Raw genomic sequence first — 21,040 nt, 5'->3', positions numbered from 1 at the left:
TCATAACCATTCGTTTGGCTGATGACCAGAGCCTCGCTAAGGTCTGGATGCACTCCGAAATTTCCTGTCAATGGCGCGTCCGGGCGGGGCGGAGAGGCTGAGATCAACGTTCTGCACCGCCAAAGGAGGCTGTCATGCTGCTCATGACCATCACCGCGAAGTCGCTCTCGTCCATTTCGGCCGGCGTCACGCGTGTTGCCACCATCGGAGCTGCCGGAACGATCCAACTCGTGCGCGCCCTTATCCATCGTCGTGAGGTGATGCGACTCGGCGCCGAGCTTGACGAGCGTGGGCTCAAGGATATCGGCCTTGTGCGCTCGGATATCGATGGCGCGCTGGCGGCGTCCTGGCTCGACGATCCCTCGACCGTCCTGGCTGAGCGCTCGCGCTCTTCGTCGAATCTCGCCGCCGCGCGGCGCGAGCATGCCCTGCGCCATGCCGGCGCCGCGCCGATGCTGGCCGGGAAGGCCGATATCACGGTTGCACGCTGCGCCTGACCCCTTGGCGACAGCGTTCCTGCGGGCGGGAGCTTCGTGCTTCCGCCCTTTTTCTTGTCTTCAGCGTTGAGAGGCTAGGCCTGCTTCAGCGGCGGCCCTGTCCGCCGCCGAGCATGGCGTCGAGGATCGACTTCAGCGCGTTCTGATGCTCGTCCTGAATCTGGCGGCCGTGCTCGAACATCTGGTTGAGCGCGTCGAGCCCGATCGAGCCCGGCCCATTAGCAGAGGACGAGGGTGCCGCCTCCTCGGGCTCCGGTTCCGGCGCGGGCGCGCGCCGTGGCGCGCTGCGCGGGGCGGGAGCAGGCTCCGGCGCCGGCTGCGGTGCCATGCCGCCGAACATGCCTCCGAGGATCTGGCCGAACGCGCCGCCGAACGGATCGGACGGGGCCGCCTGCGGACTGGGCTGCGGCTGGCCGCCGGCCTGCCCGAACATGCCCTTGAGGATCGCCTCGAACGGATTGGCCGGCATCTGCGGCTGCTGCGGTGCCGGCTGCATGCCCGGCATCTGGCCGCGCATCATCTCGGCGAACTGGCCGAGGATGCCGCCCAGCCCTTCGTTGCTCGATGTCTTGGAGAGCCCGCCCATCAGCATTGCGGCGATGACGGGCAGCATCTGCTTGAGGATCGCCTGCGAGACGCCGCTGGTCGCGGCCGCCTGCGCCGCGATCGCCTGGCTGACCTCGCGCGAGCCGAAGAGCTGGCTCAGCACATCGTTGCCGGCATTCTGGGCGCCGGCCGGAATGCCATAGCCGCCGGCCTCGAAGAAGCGGGCATAGGGGGAGGCCGTCATCATCTGCGCCAGCGAGCCGAAGGCGTAAGGGTCTCGCGTCTGCCGCTGCAGCCCCATCGAGAAGGCCGGCAGCAGGGCATCGAGCGCGGCCTGCGTCTGCTGCAGGCTCAGACCGTATTGCTGGGCGAGGTTCGGCAGCGCCTGGCCGTGCTGGGCCGATTGCATGATATCGAACAGGTTCATCATGGACGCTTCTCCCCGGCCGGTCTTTGGTTCCGTGCCTAGGAGGACGATAGCAGGGTGTCCTTGCCTGGCAAATCGGTTGCGGCCTGGCGCTGCGCGGCCCGGCGCTCCAGCCGGGTGATGCCGCGATAGGCGAAGATGAGAGCCAGCACGCCGAAGGCGACGGCGCCGAGCGCCGAACCGGCCATCGCACCTTTCGGCCCGGCAAGATGCGCGCCGAGGATGGCGAGCGGCACGGTGCCCAGCGTGGCGCGGCCCCAGCTGAACAATGTCGACATGAACGGCATGCCGAGATTGTTGAAGGCGGCATTGGCGACGAAGAGCATGCCGACGAAGATCCACATCGGCCCGGCGATCAGGCAGAAGAACAGGACGAGCTCCGCCGTCAGTCCCGTCGCATGGAAGGCGGAAACGAGGACGTCGCGGAAGGCGAAGAGCAGCGCCCAGGAGACGAGGACGCAGCCACCCGCGAAGATCGCCGAATCGGTCAGGCCCCGGCGCATCCGGTCGAAGCGTCCCGCGCCCCAGTTCTGGCCGAGGATCGGCCCGACCGAGCCCGACAGCGCGAAGAGCACGCCGAAGGCCACTGGAACCAGCCGGTCGACGATCGCGAGCGCCGCGATCGCCGCATCGCCGAAACGAGCGACGACGCTGGCGAAGACCGCATTGGCGATCGGGTTCGAGAGATTGGTCAGGATCGCCGGCCCCGCGATCGCGAAGGTCCGGGCGGCATCCTGCCGGACGAAGGACAGGCGCGGACGGTCGATCATGTCATGCACGCTCACGCAGCCATGGAACCCGATGGCGATGATGATGATCCGCGCCAGCACGATCGCGATCGCGGCACCGTCCGGCCCCAGGCCGAAGCCGAAGATCAGCAGCGGGTCGAGCCCCGCTGTCGCGATGCCGCCGCCGAGCGTCACGAACATCGCGCGCCTGGCGTCGCCGACTGCGCGCAGGATGCCGGAGAGGCCCATGCCGATCGCCATCAGGGCGTTCGATGGCAGCACGATGTAGAGGAAGGAGAGGGCGACCGCATGCGACTGGTCGCGCGCGCCGAGCAGGCTGAGCAGCTTCGGCAGGAAGGGCAGCACCGCGAGCGAGATGACGAGCGCCACGAGCGCCGACAGGACCATGGTCGAGGCCGCGATGCGTCGCGCGCCAGGGCGGTCGCCCGCACCGATGCTGCGCGAGGTCAGCGCCGTGACGGCGATCATCAGCCCGACATTCACCGAGATCATCAGGTAGAGCACGATCGTGGCGAAGCCGACGCCGGCCGTCGCTTCCGGCCGCCCGAGCCAGGAGACGTAGAGCAGCGACAGAAGGTCGACGACAAACACCGCCATCAGGCCGACCGAGCTCGTAGCGGTCATCACCGCGACATGGCGCATCAGCGGTCCCTCGAGGAAGACGGCCTGTCCCGGCCGCGCGGTAGCCTCGCTCATCGCTCGGGCTCGCCGACGCCGCCGACCGCGATCTCGGCCCCGCCATCTTCGATGACCTGCCGCGTCTCAGGGGTGAGCGGCTTCGACTTGGCCTTGGGTGGGACGAGCGGCTCGGGCGTGACGCGCGGCACGCGGTTGATCGCGGCGGCGAGCCCCTCGTGGAACTGGATTTCCATGCGCTGCGCGTCGCGGTCGCGGACATGGTCGATCACGAGATCGGCCTCGTCGCGGGTCAGGCCCAGCGTCTCCAGGGTGACGCGGCCGAAGCCCAGTGCCGATTCGAAGGTCTCGCGCATCTGGAAGTCGACATTCGCCTTCATCAATTCGATCGCGTGGATGCGGTCATAGGCCCGCACATGCAGCCGCACGCTCGGGAATTCGGCCTTGACCATCTCGACGATGCGGAGCGCGGCCTGCTTGTCGTCGACGCAGATGCAGATGACGCGGGCCTTGCCGGCGCCAGCCGCGCGCAACACGTCGAGCCGCGTGCCGTCGCCATAGTAGATCTTGAAGCCGAACTGGGATGCGGAGCGGATGCGCTCGACATCCGAATCGATGACGGTGACGTCGATATGCTGGAGCAGCAAAGCTTGCGTCACGATCTGGCCGAAGCGGCCGAAGCCGATCACCATCACCGGGCTGTCGCCGGCGCCCTCGTAATCCTCGTCCATCGTCGCGGGCGTGATGCGCGCCAGCAGCACCGCATCGATCAGCTTGGCGACGACCGGGCCGAGCAGCATGCTGATCGCAGCAAGTGCCGTGACCATCGCGGATTGCTGGGCCGTGAGCAGCCCGTTCGCGAGCCCGAGCGGTAGCAGCACGAAGGCGAATTCGCCGGCCGGCGAAAGCAGGGCGCCGGCCCGGACCGCTTCGAGCCAGGACGAGCAGGACAGGCGCAGGATCGAGGTCACCACGGCGATCTTGAACAGCACCAGCAGCGGCGCGGCGAGCGCGAGCAGCAGCCAGTTGTCGGCGACCAGCTTGAGGTCGAGCGACATGCCGACCGCCATGAAGAACAGGCCGAGCAGAACGCCGCGGAACGGCTCGATATCGGCCTCCAGCTCGTGCCGGAAATGCGAGTCGGCCAGCATGACGCCGGCGAGGAAGGCGCCCATCGCCATCGAGAGCCCGACATGCTCCATCAATAGCGCCGATCCCAGCACGATCAGCAATGCGGCCGCCGTCATCACGTCCTTCGCGCCGGTATGGGCGAGGATGCGGAAGAACGGGTTCATCACATAGCGCCCGGCCAGCACGATCAGCACCAGCGCGAAAAGCGCGATGCCGAGGCTCGCCAGCGCCATCATCGGGCTGCCGGTTTCCTTGCCGCCCGTGGTCGCAAGCAGCGGCAGCAGTGCCAGCACGGGCGCGATCGCCATGTCCTGGAACAGCAGGATCGAGAAGGTGCGCCGGCCATAGGTCTCGTTGCCATCGCCGCGTTCCTCCAGCAATTGCAACGCGATCGAGGTTGCCGAGAGGGCAAGCGCCACGCCGACCGCGACCGCTCCCGCCGCCGAAAGACCGAAATACCAGCCGGCCAGCCCGATGCCGCCGGCACTGAGCGCCATCTGCGCAAGGCCGGAGCCAAGGATGTCCTTGCGCATCGAATAGAGCCGCGACGGCTGCAATTCGAGGCCGACGAGGAAGAGCAGCAGCACGACGCCGATCTCGGCCGTGCCGCGGATCGCATCGGGGTCCTTGATCACGCCGAGGATCGAGGGGCCGATGACGATGCCGGCCGCAAGATAGCCCAGCACCGCCGACTGGCCGAGCTTGCGGAAGAGCGGGACGGCGATCACCGCCCCGGCGCAGAAGGTCAGGATCGGCGGGAGATAGCTGGCATGCGAGGCGGCGTCGGCCATGCGGAACTCGGTGCTTTGGAACGGGCTTGGCGGTCAGGCGCGACGCGCGGCGTGGCGGGCCATCGTTCTATCTAGGCTTTCGATGGCGATCCTGCGAGAGGCAATCGGCATGGCGGCCAAGCCTGCGCTGCTTCGCTTCCTTGACATCGCCCCGATCCCGCCGAAAGAAGACGCGGACCGATGGAGAACTCTTCGCGCGTGATCAAGCCGCCGCTCGACATCCTGCTCTGTGCCCCGCGCGGCTTCTGCGCCGGGGTGGTGCGCGCCATCGACGCCGTCGAGAAGGCGCTGAAGCTGCATGGCGCGCCGGTCTATGTCCGCCACGAGATCGTCCATAACAAATACGTCGTCGAATCCCTGAAGCGGAAGGGCGCGGTCTTCGTCGCCGAGCTCGACGAGGTGCCTGACGAGACGCGTCCGGTGATCTTCTCGGCCCATGGCGTCGCCAAGGCGGTGCCGGCTGCGGCGAAGGCGCGCAACCTCTTCGCCATCGACGCGACCTGCCCGCTGGTGACCAAGGTCCATCGCGAGGCCGAGGTCCATCACAAGCGCGGCCGCCATATCCTGCTCGTCGGCCATGCCGGCCATCCGGAGGTGATCGGCACGATGGGCCAGCTGCCAGAGGGCGCGATCACCCTGATCGAGACGCTGGACGACGTCGCGACGCTTGAGGCGCCGGAAGGCCAGCCACTCGCCTATGTCACCCAGACCACGCTCTCGGTCGACGATACCCGCGAGATCGTCGAGGCCTTGCAGGCCCGCTTCCCGGAGCTGATCGCCCCGCACAAGGAAGACATCTGCTACGCCACGACCAACCGCCAGGAGGCGGTGAAGCGCGTCGCGCCGCTGGTCGAGGGGCTGATCGTCGTCGGCTCGCCCAATTCCTCGAACTCGCAGCGCCTGCGTGAGGTCGCCGAGCGTGCCGGCTGCCCGGTGGCGCGGCTCGTGCTGCGCACCGACGAGATCGACTGGTCGGTCTTCGGCAATATCCGCAGCCTCGGCATCACCGCCGGCGCTAGCGCGCCCGAGGTGCTGGTCGAGGAGATCATCGACGCCTTCGCCGCGCGCTACGAGGTCCGCGTCGAGACCGTCTCGACCGCCGACGAGAACGTCTTCTTCCCGCTGCCGCGCGAATTGCGCGGCGAGGCGACGCCGGACGCGGCGGAATAATCTCAGCAGAAGAGTGCAAGCGTGGCCGTCTATACCGAAGTGCCCGATGACGAGCTGGCTGCCTTCGTGGCGCGCTACGGCATCGGCGATCTCCTCTCCGTCAAGGGCATCGCCGAGGGCGTCTCGAACTCAAACTTCCTGCTGCATACGACTAAGGCCTTCTACATCCTGACGCTCTATGAGGAGCGGGTGGACGAGGCGGAGCTGCCCTTCTTCATCGGGCTGATGGACCATCTCGCCCGGCGTGGCCTGATCTGCCCGGTGCCGCTGCGCATGGAGGACGGCGAGGCCGTCGGCAGGCTGGCCGGTCGTCCGGCGGCGATCGTCTCGTTCCTCGATGGCCTGTCCGTCCGGCGTCCGAACGTGACCCACTGTGCCGAGCTCGGGCGCGGGCTGGCCCAGCTGCACGAGGCCGGCGCCGATTTCGGCATGGAGCGGGTCAATTCGCTGTCGGTTCCCGGTTGGCGTCCGCTGGCCGAGCAGGCGGGAGCCGCGGCCGATACGGTTTCGCCCGGATTGGCGCGGCGCGTCATGGCGGAGGTGGAGGTCCATGAGCGTTCATGGCCGCAGGACCTGCCGCGCGGCGTGATCCATGCCGATCTCTTTCCGAACAATGTCTTCTTCATCAAGGACAGGCTGTCCGGCCTGATCGACTTCTATTTCGCCTGCACCGACGCCTTCGCCTATGATCTGGCGATCTGCCTGAACTCCTGGTGCTTCGAGGCCGATGCCTCGTTCAACCTGACGAAAGGCCAGGCGCTGCTCGCCGGCTACGAGAGCGTGCGCCCGCTGACCGCAGCGGAGGTCGAGGCGCTGCCGCAGCTCTGCCGCGGCTCGGCCTTGCGCTTCCTGGTGACGCGATTGGTCGACTGGCTGAACGTGCCACCGGGTGCCCTCGTCAAGCCGCTCGACCCGCTCGAATACGACCGCAGGCTCGTCTTCCACCAGCGCATTGCTGACGCCCGCGAATACGGGCTGAAGCGATGAGCGAAGGTACGGTCGAAGTCTGGACGGACGGCGCCTGCTCGGGCAATCCGGGGCCGGGCGGCTGGGGCGCGATCCTGACCTTCAACGGCGTCGAGAAGGAATTGTCCGGCGGCGAGGCGCAGACCACCAATAACCGCATGGAATTGATGGCCGCGATCGCCGCGCTGGAGGCGCTGAAGCGGCCCGTCACGGTCGCGCTCCACACCGACAGCCAGTATCTGCGGCAGGGCATCACTGGCTGGATCCATGGCTGGAAGAAGAACGGCTGGAAGACGGCCGATCGCAAGCCGGTCAAGAATGCCGAGCTCTGGCAACGCCTCGAAGCCGCGCTCGGCCGCCACAAGATCGAGTGGAAATGGGTCAAGGGCCACGCCGGCGACGAGATGAACGAGCGTGCCGACGCCCTGGCGCGCGCCGGCATGGCGCCGTTCAAGCCGGGGCGCTAGGCGCCGCACAGCTTTCGGAAGGCCGATAGCGCGCTGGCGGCGCGTGCAGCGACTTCCGCATCCGAGGGCTGTTCCAGCGTGCCGATGACCCGCCTGATCTGCTGATCACCGATCAGAAGGCAGAGGAACCACTCTGTCGCCACGCGCGCAGACGGAGCATCCAGCCCGCCGTTGGCCATCCCGCGCGCGATCAGCGTTTCGACCAGCGGAAAAACGGCGCTGCGGCCCGCCTGGCCGATCGTTGCCCCGAGCTCCCCTGTCTCGTCGGAAGCAGCGGTGCGGTTCAGCAGGATCGCCTTCTCGCCCAGCAGCATCGAGAGCAGGATCGGAGCGATATGCTCCAGCGTGGTGATAGTGTCCCCCCCGTCTTCGATGGCCGCCTGCAACGCGTCGGCGGTCGCCTGCGCATTCCGCTCGACCATCGCGGCGAGCAGCCCGCGCTTGCTGCCGTACCAGCGATAGAGCGTCTCGTTCGAGGCCTTCGCCTCCTTGGCGATCGCCAGCATCGATACGCCGCCATAGCCGTGGTCCCGGATCAGCCGGTAGGCCACGGCCTCGATCTCGCGCTGGCGCTCCGCCTTGCTCTCGTCCCGCATCTTGCCCCCACCGCATCTTGAACAAATCCGTATCTCTATGTACGGATAAATCAAGCGTACTGAGATGTACGGATAAGGGGTGCCGCCATGTCCAGCCTGCTCGTGATGTTGTCGACGGCGTCGATCCTGCTCTGCGGCGCGATCTTCGGTTTCTTCTATGCCTGGGTCTGTTCGACGATGTGGGGTCTGGATCAGGCCGACCCGCGCGTGGCGATCGCGGCGATGCAGGCGATGAACGCATCGGTGCGCAACATCGTCTTCTTCCCGGCGTTTTTCCTCACTCCGGTGGTTCTGGCGTTGACGGCGATCGCCCTATTCCTGTCCCGCCAGAGGCAAGCCGCGGGCTGGTTCATCGCTGCGGCCGTCATCTATGCGGCCTTCGGGCTCGCTCTCACGATGCTCGTCAATGTCCCCATGAACGAGGCGCTGGCGAAGGTCTCGCCTGTCCCATCGAATATCGAAGCGGCGCGGGATATCTGGGCCGGCTATTCGGGCAGGTGGCAGGTCTGGAACCAGGTCCGGACGGTGGCCTCCGGATTGGCGCTGGCCTGTGCTGTCTTTGGATTGACGAAGCTGCACTCGGCCGGGTGGAAAGCTGCGAATTAACGCTCGTGCAGATAATGGGTCAGCCGCAGAAGCGGTTTCATCCCGAGCGATTCCGCCAGCCGGATCGAGGCGATGTTGTCCTCGTGGACCTGATAGCGGGCTAGCAGCCCGCGCCGCGCCAGCTCGGCAAGGGCGGCGCTGACCACGCGCGTCCCGAGGCCGCGCCCGCGCTGGTCCGGCCGCGTAACCACGCCGCCGATCTCCCAGACTCTGCCATAGCTTTCGAAGGCGAAGCAGGCGGAGAGCGGCTCGCCGCTTGAGCCGATCACGCAGGTGAAGGCGCGCCCGGCTGCTAGGAGCGGCGAGAGCCAATCCCGTTCATGATCCTGCGTGCAATAGAGCGCGTACATCGCATCCGTGGCGCTGCTCGCGACGAGGACGCCATCGTGGCTGGGAACGCGCTCGGGCGATGTGAATGATAGGAAGCTGGCCTTGCGCACGAGCAGATAGCGATGGTCAACGACTTCAAGCTCGGCCGGGCTGCCGAGCTTGAAGACGATGCTGCCCTCCGCCGGCAACTCGCTCAGCAGCGCTTCCGTCAGCCCGTTGTCGTCACTGCGGATGAGGGCGGCATGGGCTGCCGTCGGATAGGTCTTGCGATCATAATCGCTGGCGGCGGTGTCGAGCAGGACGAGCGTCGCGGTGCCGGCCGGCGAGCGTTGCTGGAACGCCCGCGTGTGCTGCGGATAGGCCTGCAGATGCTTCAGCAGGACGACATTGGCGAGCGGATCGGCACCGAGCCGCTCGATGATCTCAGCCTTGTCCCGGATCGCGATCACGGTCGCTCCGGTCGGGTCTCTCAGCCCAGCGGCTGGCGGTAGACGATGAAGCCGGACTTGTCGGCGACCTTGTCGTAGAGCGCCTGTCCCTGCAGGTTGGATTCATGCGTCTGCCAGTAGACGCGGTAGCAGTTCTTCGCCCGCGCCATCTGGTTCACGGCCTCGATCAGCCTGCGGCCGACGCCGGTGCCGCGCGACTCCGGCACGGTGAACAGGTCCTGCAGATAGCAGATCGGCTTCTCGCTCCAGGTCGTGCGATGGAGCACCCAGTTGACCATGCCGAGCGGTTTGTCGCCCTCGAAGGCGAGGAAGCCGCCCATCGGCTCCTCACCGCCGGTCAGGCGCCCGAAGGTGATCGCGTCGATCTCCGGCGGCAGCGTCGCCTTGTAGAAGGTCAGGTAGCCATGCCAGAGGGGCGTCCAGGCCTCCCGGTCGGTCGCGGCAAGCGGGCGAATGACGATATCGGCCATCGGTTTATCTCCTCCGATCCGGAAGCTAGCCGGGGCTTCGCAGCTTGTCTCATGACAAGCGCAGATCGGATCGATCAGTTGGGCTGGTCTGACGCCAGGAAGCGCTCGACGGCGCTGGCGCTCAAAGCCTGAGCGGAATCCTCCCTCCAAAGATCGAGAATGATGCCTGCCAGACGGGCTCTCGCCCGCCTCTGCTGCTGGCCGCCGACGGTGTTCACGCTATTCACCGCCATCCAGGCGGCGTCGAAGGCGCGAGCCAATTTTGCCAGCTCCGCAGGTTCGACAACGAAGCCCTGAAACGGCATGTCCTCTCCCCATACGCCAGAGAAGTGGAGCAGTTTAAGAGGCCGCGCGCGCCTCGCAATGTCAAAAGCTAGGTCGGCTTACGACCCGTTGCGGTAGTTGAGGTTGCGGAAACTATGCCTTGGAAGCTACGAAATTATGGATTGTAGTCCCCCTGATAATGACAGCGCTGAGCGGCTTCCACGAAACTTTCTCCAGAAGGGAGAATGCGATCTCCACGCAGTAATAACCGGCTGAGTTCACGCTCATCGCCCGCTGGACCAATTGAGAGTTTATGCTTGAACTCAATGGTGATGAGCATTCGTCCTCGGAATGTGACGCTGCGGACACTTGCGATGTCGTGCCATGAAACGAAGCCGCTGATGCGCAGTGGCAGGTCGAAATGCATGCCAGTTTTCGTTAGAATTAGGTGGCTCGACGGAAAAAGGTAACCGAAGCGAAGCTGAATTCTAGAAAATCCGACGATTGCAATAAAAGCCATGCACAACATCAGCAGTGCGACAGCCGAATTCACCTCCCTGGACGACAGGAAGGGCATGATACTTTCCAGACCGAACTCGACGGCGCGGCCGATAGCAAAAAAGGCCGTCATCGCCACGATTAGAACGACCCAATAAAACCAAGATGCAACATATTGAAATTTCACTGTGGCTCTTCCAGCCCTACGCTGCTCCGAACCGGTAACAGACGCCCCAAGAATGTCCGCTTCCGACCGATTGCAGACATTTGCCCTGTCCGGCCAGCCAACAAAAAGCCCGCGCAGCGGGTGCGCGGGCTCAAATCTCGTTCCGTGCCGCTAGGCTCAGAGCTTGGCGAGCATCGCCTCGGCGCCGGAGGCTTCCGCCTTGCCGGCGGCTTCCTCGACGCTGAGGACCTTCACCACGCCGTCCTCGACCAGCATCGAATAGCGCTGCGAGCGGGTGCCGAGGCCGAAGCCCGAGCCGTCCAGCGAGAGGCCGATCTCCTTCGCGAAATCGGCATTGCCGTCCGAGAGGAAATCGATCACGCCGGCGCCGCCGGTCGCCTTCGACCAGGCGTCCATGACGAAGACGTCGTTGGTGCTGGTGACCATGATGGCGTCGACGCCCTTCGCCTTGATCTCGGCCGCCTTCTCCAGATAGCCCGGCAGGTGGTTGCGGTGGCAGGTCGGGGTGAAGGCGCCGGGAACGGCGAAGAGCACCACCTTCTTGCCGCTGAACAGGTCGTCGGTCGTGCGCGCGGCGGGGCCGTCGGCGGTCATGACGCGGAACGTCGCCTGGGGAAGCTTGTCACCCACCTTGATGGTCATGAGCCTGTCTCTCCGTGAAGCCTGCGGCCAGAGGGGCCGCTCGGCTTGAGGGATTAGGGCTTTGAGGCGGGGATGTCGAGGTCGAGCCGCGTCTCGATCGGCCGCGGCGTGCCGCGCACGGTGAAGATCAGCGGGACCGGGCCGGCGATGCCCTTCGGCCGCTCGTCGATGCGGATCTGGGCGACGACCGTGCCGTCCGCCTGCGGCGTCAGGCGGGACTTGCCGAAGGACCACATGCCCGAGCCTTCGACGAAGATATCCTCGATCTTGCCGTCCGGCGGCGGCTGCAGAATGAGACGCAGGCCGGGATCGACCACGCCGTCGTCGGGCGCGGCCTCGACGATCGCGATCTTCTCCTTATGGACGCCGGGCTTGACCGGAACCGGCACGCGCGCCTCGAAGCTTTCGAGCCGCGGCGAGGCCACGGTGGTCACGCCGGGTTCGAGCCACAGGCTGGCCTCGCCCTTGGCGGGGATGCAGATCTTCTCGCAGACGGCATAGTCGAGCTTGAGCACGACGAGCACCGGCCGCGACGGATCGACCGGCTGGACCGAGATCGGGATCACGACCTCCCCGACATAGCCGATGGAATAGCCGGCCGAATCCTGGAAGCGTTCCGGCACGGGCCAGCGCACGTCGAGCCCGCCGATATTGGTCGAGCCCGACCAGTCGAAGGCCGGCGGCACGCCGAACTGCCCGGGACTGCGCCAATAGGTCTTGTAGCCCGGCGACATCACGATCTCGACGCCGACGCGCTGCTTGCCGGTCGAGGTGGTCGGTCCGGCGATCAGGCGCAGCTTCGCGTGCTCGCTCGCGGACCATGGCGAGGTCGCCGCCTCGTGGGTGGCATCTTGCGCCTGCGCCGTGGAACTGAGCGCCAGCGGCAGCATGGCCAACAGAGGGAGAATGCGGTTCACGGGCCCAGCCTTTAACGATTGCGAGCCTGAAAAGCGAACAAAACCTGTCTTCCTCCGCCGGTCGGCGCCTGAACGATCTCGCGGTAATCTCGCGCAGGATTGGGGCACAATCGCGATAGGGACGGCCGCGCGGGGCGCGGCGCCGCTCGTGCACGCGAACGTGATCGAGGGCGGGCGCAACCCGCGAAGGTGCCCCTCGGCATCATCGGCCTCAGCCAAGCCTTGCCGACCCTCCCCGAGAGCCTCTAGCATGGCCTCATGAAAATCGGCTCACAATCGCGCGTCGGCGGCCGCTCCTATCTCGATGGGCAATGCCTGATCGCGATGCCGGGCATGGCCGATACACGCTTCAGCCGCAGCGTCGTCTATGTCTGCGCCCATTCCGAGGATGGGGCGATGGGCATCATCGTCAACAAGCCGGCGGGCGATACGAAATTCCCGGAGTTGCTCGTCCAGCTCGACGTCATCCCCTCCGAGGAGGTGATCCGCCTGCCGAGCCGGGCCGAGCGCATGCAGGTGCTGCGCGGCGGGCCGGTCGAGACCAAGCGCGGCTTCGTCCTGCATACCGCCGATTTCTTCCTGGAATCGGCGACCCTGCCGATCGACGAGGGCATCTGCCTGACCGCGACGCTCGATATCCTGCGCGCCATCGCCAATGGCGACGGGCCGGAGAACGCGGTGCTGGCTTTGGGCTATGCCGGCTGGGCCGCGGGGCAATTGGAGGCTGAGATCCAGTCGAACGGCTGGCTGCATTGCGCCGCCGATCCCGAACTGCTCTTCGACGAGGGCATCGAGACCAAATACCAGCGCGCGCTCGGCAAGATCGGCATCGACCCGGCGTTTCTGTCGCGCGAGGCAGGGCACGCCTGAGGGACGACCACGTCATGCTCGGGCTTGACCCGAGCATCTCGGAAACCAGTGCCTTCTCGTTCTGAGATTCTCGGGTCTGCGCTTTGCTCCGCCCGAGAATGACGGCGGTTCCTACACCGCCTCGGTCGCCGCAGCCGCCGCGCCCATCAGGCGCCGCGCTTCCGCCGCCGTCATCGGCTGGCCGAAGATATAGCCCTGCGCGTATTGGCAACCGAGCTGATAGAGCTCGATCGCATCCGATTCGCTCTCCGCGCCCTCGGCGACGACATCCATGTGAAGATCGGCGGCGAGCTGCACGATCGAGCGCAGGATCACCGGTGGGCGGCCATTGCCCATCTGGCGCACGAAGCTCTGGTCGATCTTGATCGTGTCGAACGGGAAGCGCTGCAGATAGGACAGCGAGGAATAGCCCGTGCCGAAATCGTCGAGCGAGAGGCCGGCGCCGAGATCGCGGATACGCTGCAGCATCTGCGCGGCATATTCCGGGTTCTCCATCACGAGGCTCTCGGTGATCTCGAGCTTGAGCGTGCCCGGCAGCACGCGGCGGCGCCCGAGCACGGTCTTCACGTCATGCAGCAGGTCGTGACGCAGCAATTGCCGGCTGGAGACGTTGACGCTGGCGAAGATCGGCGGCTCGACTTCCAGCGCCGCCTGCCAGGCCTCCAGCTCGCGCGCCGTCTTGTCCATGACATAGACGCCGAGATCGACGATCAGCCCGGTTTCCTCGGCGATGGCGAGGAAATCCTGCGGCATCAGGCGGCCTTCGCGCGGATGGTCCCAGCGCACCAGCGCCTCGAACCCTGCGATGGTGCGGTCCTCCAGCCGGACGATCGGCTGGTACATGACCTGGATTTCGTTGCGTTCGATCGCCCGGCGCAGGTCGCTTTCCAGCGCGAGCCGGTCGTTGCGGTCGGTCCGCATCGCCGGCACGAAGACCTCGATCTTGTTGCCGCCTTGGCGCTTGGCATGGGCCATGGCGAGCTCGGCGTTCTTCAGCGCGTCCTCCTTGCGCGAGGCCGGCGCCGGATCGAACAGGGCAAGGCCGATCGAGGGCGTCAGCACGATCTCGCGCTCGGCATAGGTGATCGGCGTCGAGACGGCGCGGCGCACCAGCTCGGCCAGAGCCAGAATGCGCTCGGGATCGCGCTCGGAGACGAGGATCATCGCGAAGGTGTCGCCGCCGATGCGGGCGAGCGTGTCTTGCGCCCTGAGCAGCCGCCCGAGGCGGCGCGCCAGCGTCAGCAGGATCGAATCGCCGGCCGAGAAGCCGACGGATTCGTTGACCTGCTTGAAGCGGTCGACATCGATGACGAGCACGGTCGGGCGGATATTGTCGTCGGCGCGGGTGAAGCCGAAGATCGCGCCCAGCCGGTCCTGGAACAGCTTGCGGTTGGGCAGGCCGGTCAGGTTGTCGTGGACGGCATCGTGCAGCAGGCGCTCCTGCGCCGTGCGCTGCTCGGTGACGTCGGCCAGCGTGCCGATCACGCGGATGACTTCACCATCGGAACCGATCACCGGACGCGCCTTCACATTGACCCAGTGATAGGCGCCGTTGGCGGAGCGCAGACGCAAGTCGAGATTGAGCTTGCCGCGGCGCTGCTCCAGCACGGCGTCGAGCGTGACGCGATAGCGGTCGCGGTCGGCGACATGCATGTGCTCCAGCCAGCGCGCGGCCGAGCCTTCGAGCGCACCCTTCGGCAGGCCGAGCAGCGTTTCGATCTGGGGGGAGACGAAGATCTTGTCGGAGCTGACATCCCAGTCGAAGACGAGATCGCCCGAGCCGGACAACGCGAGCGCCCGGCGCTCCGTATCCGATACCAGCCCTTGCGAGATCGCCCCACCGGCAAAGGCATGCTGGATCACGGTGAAGCCGATGAGCAGCACGATCAGGACAAGCCCGCCGAGCAGGGCAGGGGCCACCAGATCGCGCTGAAACTGCCCGGTCACGGTGAAGCTCGCGGCGGTCACCCAGACAGCGAGCAGGAACCAGGTCGGGATCAGCATCACCGCCCGCTCATAGCCATGCGTCGCCAGATGCACGACGAGGATGAAGCCGATAGCCGCAACGGCCGCGATCGAGATGCGTGCGATGCCGGACGCCATCGGCGCGTCGAAGACGGCAAGCCCGATCAGCCCGGCGAGGCCGAGAATCCAGAGCAGCGTGACGTGGCCATAGCGCACATGCCAGCGCGACAGGTTGAGATAGGCGAAGAGGAAGACGAGCAGCGTCGCCGCCAGCACCACCTCGGCACCGGCGCGATAGATTCGTTCGATCGCCGGCGTCAGTGGGAACAGGCGCTGGAAGAAGCCGAAATCGAGGCCGGCATAGGCCAGGACCGCCCAGGCAAGCGCCGCCGCGGCCGGGAAGATAACCGCGCCCTTGACCACGAAGATGATGGTCAGGAACAGCGCCAGCAGGCCGGCGATGCCGATGATGATGCCCTTATAGAGCGTCAGGCCATTGGTCTTCTGCCGATAGGCCTCGGCTTCGTAGAGATAGAGCTGCGGCAGGTTCGGCGACTTGAGCTCGGCGACGAAGGTGACCGTCGTGCCGGGGTCGAGTGTGATCAGGAAGACGTCGGCATCCGGGCTTGGCTCGCGGTCGGGCGAAAGGCCCTGGCTCGCCGTCACCGCCTCGATGCGCTTGTCGCCGAGATCGGGCCAGACCACGCCGGAGCCGATCAGGCGGTGGAAGGGCGCGACCAGCAGGCGGTCGATCTGCTCGTCGGAATCATTGGTGAGCGCGAAGACGATCCAGTCCGGCCGCGCACCGGCCTCGCGGGCCTTGACCGCGATGCGCCGGACGATGCCGTCCGGCCCCGGCGCGGTCGAGATCTGGATGACGTCGCCGTCGGATCTGTTGCGCTCGACGACATTGGTCAGGTCGATGACAGGGGCGTCGACGGGAACCCGGACCGCCTCGACGGCCTGGGCCGGCAGGACAGCGGCGCAGAACCACAGGACAAGGCCGGCCAGAGCGAGGCCGACCCGGAAGATGCGCTCGGAAATGGACAAGCTGTGCTCGGCTATCAGGCGGGAAGCGATCATTCGATGTTTAACGAAAAGCCCTATCGGCCGCTCATGGCAAGGGCAAGGCGGAGCGGGGCTGTGGTCAACCGCCGCAGTCACGGTCTGCCACCGGGCAGTATGTCGCTGGAGAGCACGCCGTAGAGCAGGTGATCGGCCCAGTTGCCGTTGATCTTGAGATAGGCCCGCGCCAGCCCCTCGTGCTGGAAGCCGACACGCTCCAGCAGGCGCCGCGACGGCTCGTTATTGGGCAGGCAGGCGGCCTCGACGCGGTGCAGGGCAAGGTCGGAGAAGGCGAAGCGCACGGCCCCGCGCACGGCCTCCGTCATATGGCCCTTGCCGGCATGGCGCCGGCCCATCCAGTAGCCGAGCGTGCAGGCCTGCGCGACGCCGCGCCGGATCAGCCCCAGCGTCAGCCCGCCGATCAGGGTTTCCGTGCCGGTCTCGAAGATGAAGAGCGAATAGGCCTCGTCGGTCGAGATTTCGCGGGCCGCGCGCTTGGCACGCAGGCGGAACGAGGCGCGGGTGAGGTCGTCCTCGTTCCAGGTCGGTTCCCAGGGTGTCAGGAATTCCCGGCTTTCCATGCGCAGCAGTGCCCAGGCCGCGTGGTCGCTGGCCTGGGGCGCGCGCAGATAGAGGTTCGGCGTCCGGATCAGCGGGCGGCTCGGCGGCTCGCTCGGGAAACGGAACAGCGCCATCGCCGGTCAGTCCGCCGCCCGGGCGGCGTGGCGCAGGCGCTTGGCCGGCGGCAGGCCATGGGTCGGGCCGACGGCGGCGATGGTCGGCTGGTGCCCCAGCAGCGAGCGGCCTGCGGCACGCACGTCGTCCAGCGTTACCGCATCGAGCCGGGCGGCCAGTTCCTCGCGCGGGATCGCCCGATCGAAGAGCAGGACCTGCCGCGCCATCTGCTCCAGCTTGCCGCCGGGGCTTTCGAGCGAGGCCAGCAAGCCGACCTTCATCTGGGCGCGGGCACGGGCGACTTCCGCCTCGCTGACATCCTCCGCCGCCTGGCGTAGGCAGCCGAGCGCGACCTCGATCAGTTCGCCCGCATCCTCCGGCGCCGTGCCGGCCCCGATGCCGAAGACGCCGCAATCGGAGAAGGGCCAGTGGAAGGCGTCGATGGCATAGGCGAGGCCGCGCTGTTCGCGCACCTCCTGGAACAGGCGCGACGACAAGCCGCCGCCGAGCACCGAGGCGAAGATCTGCAGCGCATAATGCGCGCCGCCCTTGAAGGGCAGGCCGGGCAGGCCGAGCACGAGATGGACCTGCTCTTCGTCGCTGCCGATGCGGGCCTCGCCGCCGCGATACTCCCCGGCTTCGCGCGGAAGCGGTTCGGCGGGAGCGGCCGGCAGCTTCGCGAGATGTTCCCTGGCGAGCGCCACGAGCTCGTCATGATCGACCGCGCCGGAGGCGGCGAGCACCATGTTGCCGGCATGGTAGTTGCGGGCGAGATAGGCGCGGATCGCATCGGGGGTGAAGCTCTTCACCGTCTTGGCGGTGCCGAGGATCGGCCGGCCGATGGGCTGGTCCGGGAAGGCGGCTTGCAGGAAGCGATCATAGACGAGATCGTCCGGCGTATCCTGCACAGCCGAGATTTCCTGCAGGATCACGCCCTTCTCGCGCTTCAGCTCCTCCTCGGTCAGCGACGGCGAGGTGATGATGTCGGCGAGGATATCGACGGCGAGGCCGAGATCCGAGCCGAGCACGCGGGCGGTGTAGCAGGTGTACTCCACCGAGGTCGCGGCATTGAGGTCGCCGCCGACGCTTTCGATCTCCTCGGCGATCTCCAGCGCGCTGCGCCGCGCCGTGCCCTTGAACGCCATATGCTCGAGCAGATGGGCAAGCCCATGCTCGTTCGGGAGCTCGTCGCGCGCGCCGGCGCCGATCCAGATGCCAAGCGAGACGGTCGCGGCATGGTCCATGCGCTGCGAGACGATGCGCAGGCCAGACGGCAGGGTGGTCAGGGCGACATCGGGATCGTGAGGCCCGTCCTGGCGCGCAGGCGCGGCCAGCTCGTGCTCGTCCACCGGGGCGGTCGCGCTCACGCCGCCGCCCCGCGCACGGCCCGTGCATGCTCACGCACGAAGGTCTCGATCGTGCCGAGGTCGTTCGGCAGCAGCGTCACGCGCTCCTTGCGCTCCATCAGGTCGGCGAGATGAGCGGGAAGCGCCGGCTCGATGCCGCTCGCTGCCTTCACGGCGGCCGGGAACTTCGCGGGATGGGCCGTGCCGAGCACGATCATCGGCGTCGCGGAATCGCGCTTCAGGGCCTGCCGCGCGGCACCCACGCCGATCGCCGTATGCGGATCGAGCAGAAAGCCGGCCTCGGTCCAGCTCCTCCGGATCTCGCCCGCGATCTCGTCCTCGCTCTGCGAGGCCGCGTCGAACTCGCTGCGGATGCGCTGGAGCGCCTCGCCGGCGATCTCGAAGCGGCCGGATTGTTGCAGCGACTGCATGAGGAGGCGGACAGCGGCGCCGTCACGGCCATGCGCTTCGAACAGCAAACGCTCGAAATTCGAGGAGATCTGGATGTCCATCGAGGGCGAGGTCGTCGCATGGACGCCGCGCATCTCATAGGCGCCGGTCTCCAGCGTGCGCGCCAGGATGTCGTTGCTGTTGGTCGCGATGCCCAGCCGCTCGATCGGCAGGCCCATCTGCTTGGCGACCCAGCCGGCGAGGATATCGCCGAAATTGCCGGTCGGAACCGTGAAGGAGACCTTCCGGCCCGGTCCGCCGAGCGAGACCGCCGCCGTGAAGTAATAGACCACCTGCGCCGCGATGCGCGCCCAGTTGATCGAGTTGACGCCCGAGAGCCCGATCTCGTCGCGGAAGGCGTGATGGTTGAACATCGCCTTCACGAGGTTCTGGCAATCGTCGAAGGTACCTTCGACCGCGATGGCATGGACATTATCGGCATCGACCGTGGTCATCTGCCGGCGCTGCACGTCCGAGACGCGGCCCTCAGGGTAGAGGATGAAGACGTCGACGCTCTTCAGCCCCTTGAAGGCGTCGATGGCCGCCCCGCCGGTATCGCCCGAGGTCGCGCCGACGATGGTCGCGCGCTGGCCGCGCTGGCCGAGCACATGATCCATCAGCCGCCCGAGCAACTGCATCGCCACGTCCTTGAAGGCGAGCGTCGGGCCGTGGAACAGCTCCAGCACGAAGAGATTGTCGCCGATCTGCGTCAGCGGGCAGACGGCCGGGTGGCGGAAGCCGGCATAGGCTTGGCTGATCATGCCCGAGAGCGCGCCATTTTCGATATCGCCGTCGGCGAGCGCACCGAGCACGCGCTCGGCGACCGCCGTGTAGGGCTTGCCGGCGAAACCGGCGATCTCCGTTGCGGAGAGTTTGGGCCAGCTCTGCGGCAGATAGAGGCCGCCGTCACGGGCGAGCCCGGTCAGGAGCGCATCGGAAAAGCTCAGCGCCGGGGCTTCACCCCGGGTGGAAACATGCAGCACGATCTTGGCCTCGGTGATCTCAGCCTGATGCTATAGGCCGGTCCGGCGCATTCGGCAAAACCGTTGCGCGCTCAGCCTGCCGCCGTGCCCTTTCGCGTCTGCCAGACCCAGGCCGCGAACACCCCGAGCAGCGTCAGTGCGAGCCCGAACCAGGTCAGCGCATATTGCAGGTGGTTGTCGGGGATGCGGGCGATCAGCTCGCGGACATCGACCCCGGCCGGCGGCGTCATGCCGTCGCCCTCGCGGGCGGCTTCCAAATAGAAGGGCGCTGGTGGCTGGCCGAGCGATGCCGCGATCGCGGCGGGGTCGCGCGTGTAGAACTCGCGGATGGCCGGCAGGTCCTGCGGGGTGAAGCTGTTGCGGGCTTCCGGTGCCCGCAGGAAGCCCTTGATCGTGTCGCTACCGCTGGCCGGGCCAACCTGGCCGAGCCGGCCTTCCGGCACGAAGCCGCGATTGACCAGGATGACGCCGCCATCCTCCAGCTTGAACGCCTGGAAGACCCAGCGCCCGAAGCCGGACAACTGCCGGCTGCCGGGCGGGCCGGCGGCGATCGTGGTGCGCACGCCGGCGATCCGGTCATCGATAAAGCTGCCCTTGGCAACGACATGGGTCAGGTCGAGCGCGGCGGGATCGAGCTTCGCCCATCCCGCGCTCGGCGGTATCGGGGCAGGGATTCCTGCCGCTTGTTCCTGAAGGCGGTCGATATAGGCGTGCTTCTCGCCCATGCGCTGGAGCTGCCAGGTGCCGAGCGTGCACAGCACCACCGTGCCGACGACCGTCAGCAGCGTCGGCAGCAGCAATCCGGGCCTGCGGGGAGCGGGAGACGACACGGCGGTCACGATTCGCGCCTGCCTTCCTCGGCCTTGTGGGCATATTGCAGGGCGACGGCGAGCCCCTTCATCGGCCTGAGCAGGCCGAGGCAGAGGATGATGGCCAGTGGCAGCCAGATCAGCATGTGCAGCCAGATCGGCGGCTCATAGGCGATTTCGACATAGAGCGCCGCGCCCAGCACGATGAAGCCCGCGATCAGCATGATGAACACGGCGGGGCCGTCGGCCGAGTCGGCGAACTTGTAGTCGAGCCCGCAGGCATTGCAGCGCGGCTTGAGCTTGAGGAAGCCGTCGAACAGCGCGCCCTCGCCGCAGCGCGGGCAGCGACCCGCCAGCCCCGTCGAGTAGGGGGAGGGGAGTGTGGGTTCAGGACCGGCCATCGCAGCCTCCCAGAGCATCGCCCCGAAAACTGGAATGCGGTTTTCGGGAAAGCCGATGCAAAATCAAAGGGCCTAAGCAGGAAAGGCGGCCTCGCGGCCGCCTTTCTTCAGACGATACCGCGAGAGCGCGGTCAGCG

At 66.9% G+C, this 21,040-nt stretch carries 22 protein-coding genes; 6 read left to right on the top strand and 16 right to left on the bottom strand.

What is annotated here, in order from left to right; genetic code table 11:
• Positions 1-134: 134 nt before the first annotated feature.
• Positions 135-497 (top strand): hypothetical protein, encoded by a 363-nt coding sequence (locus AC3WMA_RS05060; protein WP_492284285.1) that lies wholly within the window; start codon positions 135-137, stop codon positions 495-497.
• An 85-nt stretch (positions 498-582) separates the two neighbouring features.
• On the opposite strand, the gene AC3WMA_RS05055 is transcribed toward AC3WMA_RS05060, so the two are convergent.
• From AC3WMA_RS05055 to AC3WMA_RS05045, 3 genes are read right to left on the bottom strand one after another with little or no spacing between them, the layout of a single operon-like run.
• Positions 583-1,473: a DUF937 domain-containing protein gene (locus tag AC3WMA_RS05055; RefSeq protein WP_492284284.1), complete on the bottom strand. Its 891-nt coding sequence runs from the start codon at positions 1,471-1,473 to the stop codon at positions 583-585.
• Between the two features lie 35 nt (positions 1,474-1,508).
• A complete protein-coding gene (locus tag AC3WMA_RS05050) occupies positions 1,509-2,915 on the bottom strand; it encodes an MATE family efflux transporter (RefSeq protein ID WP_492284283.1) in 1,407 nt (468 codons plus the stop codon).
• Entirely contained in the window at positions 2,912-4,777 is a 1,866-nt protein-coding gene (locus AC3WMA_RS05045) for a monovalent cation:proton antiporter-2 (CPA2) family protein (RefSeq protein WP_492284282.1), read from the bottom strand. The genes AC3WMA_RS05050 and AC3WMA_RS05045 overlap by 4 nt, the downstream gene beginning before the upstream one ends.
• A gap of 180 nt (positions 4,778-4,957) precedes the next feature.
• Between AC3WMA_RS05045 and ispH the strand changes: the two genes are divergently transcribed.
• Genes ispH through rnhA form a run of 3 tightly spaced genes read left to right on the top strand, consistent with a single transcriptional unit; the run spans position 4,958 to position 7,380 of the window.
• Positions 4,958-5,947 (top strand): 4-hydroxy-3-methylbut-2-enyl diphosphate reductase, encoded by a 990-nt coding sequence (ispH, locus tag AC3WMA_RS05040; protein ID WP_492284281.1) that lies wholly within the window; start codon positions 4,958-4,960, stop codon positions 5,945-5,947.
• A gap of 21 nt (positions 5,948-5,968) precedes the next feature.
• On the top strand, positions 5,969-6,934 hold the full coding sequence (locus tag AC3WMA_RS05035) for a homoserine kinase (RefSeq protein WP_492284280.1): 966 nt from the start codon (positions 5,969-5,971) through the stop codon (positions 6,932-6,934).
• Complete coding sequence (gene rnhA, locus AC3WMA_RS05030) at positions 6,931-7,380, top strand: ribonuclease HI (RefSeq protein ID WP_492284279.1); 450 nt, start codon at positions 6,931-6,933, stop codon at positions 7,378-7,380. The genes AC3WMA_RS05035 and rnhA overlap by 4 nt, the downstream gene beginning before the upstream one ends.
• Here rnhA and AC3WMA_RS05025 read toward each other — a convergent pair.
• Positions 7,377-7,976 (bottom strand): TetR/AcrR family transcriptional regulator, encoded by a 600-nt coding sequence (locus AC3WMA_RS05025; protein ID WP_492284278.1) that lies wholly within the window; start codon positions 7,974-7,976, stop codon positions 7,377-7,379. The genes rnhA and AC3WMA_RS05025 overlap by 4 nt on opposite strands.
• A gap of 87 nt (positions 7,977-8,063) precedes the next feature.
• On the opposite strand from AC3WMA_RS05025, the gene AC3WMA_RS05020 reads away from it, so the two are divergent.
• Positions 8,064-8,582, top strand: coding sequence for an anthrone oxygenase family protein (locus AC3WMA_RS05020; protein ID WP_492284277.1), 519 nt, complete (start codon positions 8,064-8,066; stop codon positions 8,580-8,582).
• Here AC3WMA_RS05020 and AC3WMA_RS05015 read toward each other — a convergent pair.
• The 6 genes from AC3WMA_RS05015 to AC3WMA_RS04990 form a co-directional block, all read right to left on the bottom strand.
• Positions 8,579-9,361: a GNAT family N-acetyltransferase gene (locus AC3WMA_RS05015; RefSeq protein WP_492284276.1), complete on the bottom strand. Its 783-nt coding sequence runs from the start codon at positions 9,359-9,361 to the stop codon at positions 8,579-8,581. The two genes, AC3WMA_RS05020 and AC3WMA_RS05015, sit on opposite strands and share 4 nt — an antisense overlap.
• A gap of 20 nt (positions 9,362-9,381) precedes the next feature.
• On the bottom strand, positions 9,382-9,831 hold the full coding sequence (locus AC3WMA_RS05010; RefSeq protein ID WP_492284275.1) for a GNAT family N-acetyltransferase: 450 nt from the start codon (positions 9,829-9,831) through the stop codon (positions 9,382-9,384).
• A 74-nt stretch (positions 9,832-9,905) separates the two neighbouring features.
• Positions 9,906-10,136, bottom strand: a complete 231-nt coding sequence (locus AC3WMA_RS05005; protein ID WP_492284274.1) for a hypothetical protein — start codon at positions 10,134-10,136, stop codon at positions 9,906-9,908.
• Between the two features lie 134 nt (positions 10,137-10,270).
• Entirely contained in the window at positions 10,271-10,780 is a 510-nt protein-coding gene (locus tag AC3WMA_RS05000; protein ID WP_492284273.1) for a hypothetical protein, read from the bottom strand.
• A 156-nt stretch (positions 10,781-10,936) separates the two neighbouring features.
• Positions 10,937-11,422, bottom strand: a complete 486-nt coding sequence (locus tag AC3WMA_RS04995) for a peroxiredoxin (RefSeq protein WP_492284272.1) — start codon at positions 11,420-11,422, stop codon at positions 10,937-10,939.
• 53 nt (positions 11,423-11,475) lie between these two features.
• Positions 11,476-12,339, bottom strand: coding sequence for a protein-disulfide reductase DsbD domain-containing protein (locus tag AC3WMA_RS04990; protein ID WP_492284271.1), 864 nt, complete (start codon positions 12,337-12,339; stop codon positions 11,476-11,478).
• A 258-nt stretch (positions 12,340-12,597) separates the two neighbouring features.
• On the opposite strand from AC3WMA_RS04990, the gene AC3WMA_RS04985 reads away from it, so the two are divergent.
• Positions 12,598-13,209: a YqgE/AlgH family protein gene (locus AC3WMA_RS04985; protein ID WP_492284270.1), complete on the top strand. Its 612-nt coding sequence runs from the start codon at positions 12,598-12,600 to the stop codon at positions 13,207-13,209.
• 111 nt (positions 13,210-13,320) lie between these two features.
• On the opposite strand, the gene AC3WMA_RS04980 is transcribed toward AC3WMA_RS04985, so the two are convergent.
• The 6 genes from AC3WMA_RS04980 to AC3WMA_RS04955 all read right to left on the bottom strand — a co-directional run bounded on the left by AC3WMA_RS04980 (position 13,321) and on the right by AC3WMA_RS04955 (position 20,903).
• Positions 13,321-16,257, bottom strand: coding sequence for an EAL domain-containing protein (locus AC3WMA_RS04980; protein ID WP_492284269.1), 2,937 nt, complete (start codon positions 16,255-16,257; stop codon positions 13,321-13,323).
• 77 nt (positions 16,258-16,334) lie between these two features.
• Positions 16,335-16,934 (bottom strand): GNAT family N-acetyltransferase, encoded by a 600-nt coding sequence (locus tag AC3WMA_RS04975; protein WP_492284268.1) that lies wholly within the window; start codon positions 16,932-16,934, stop codon positions 16,335-16,337.
• A gap of 6 nt (positions 16,935-16,940) precedes the next feature.
• Positions 16,941-18,248, bottom strand: coding sequence for a M16 family metallopeptidase (locus AC3WMA_RS04970; RefSeq protein ID WP_492284749.1), 1,308 nt, complete (start codon positions 18,246-18,248; stop codon positions 16,941-16,943).
• 29 nt (positions 18,249-18,277) lie between these two features.
• Positions 18,278-19,693 (bottom strand): threonine synthase, encoded by a 1,416-nt coding sequence (gene thrC / locus AC3WMA_RS04965; RefSeq protein ID WP_492284267.1) that lies wholly within the window; start codon positions 19,691-19,693, stop codon positions 18,278-18,280.
• Positions 19,694-19,764: 71 nt separating this feature from the next.
• Entirely contained in the window at positions 19,765-20,532 is a 768-nt protein-coding gene (locus AC3WMA_RS04960; RefSeq protein ID WP_492284266.1) for an SURF1 family protein, read from the bottom strand.
• Positions 20,529-20,903, bottom strand: a complete 375-nt coding sequence (locus AC3WMA_RS04955) for a DUF983 domain-containing protein (RefSeq protein ID WP_492284265.1) — start codon at positions 20,901-20,903, stop codon at positions 20,529-20,531. Before AC3WMA_RS04955 ends, AC3WMA_RS04960 begins: the two co-directional genes overlap by 4 nt.
• Positions 20,904-21,040: the final 137 nt, after the last annotated feature.

The organism is Allobosea sp. FW305-C-101, assembly GCF_058783685.1.
Note: the sequence above shows the minus strand (reverse complement) of the source record. Positions and strands in the feature narration are given on the sequence as shown.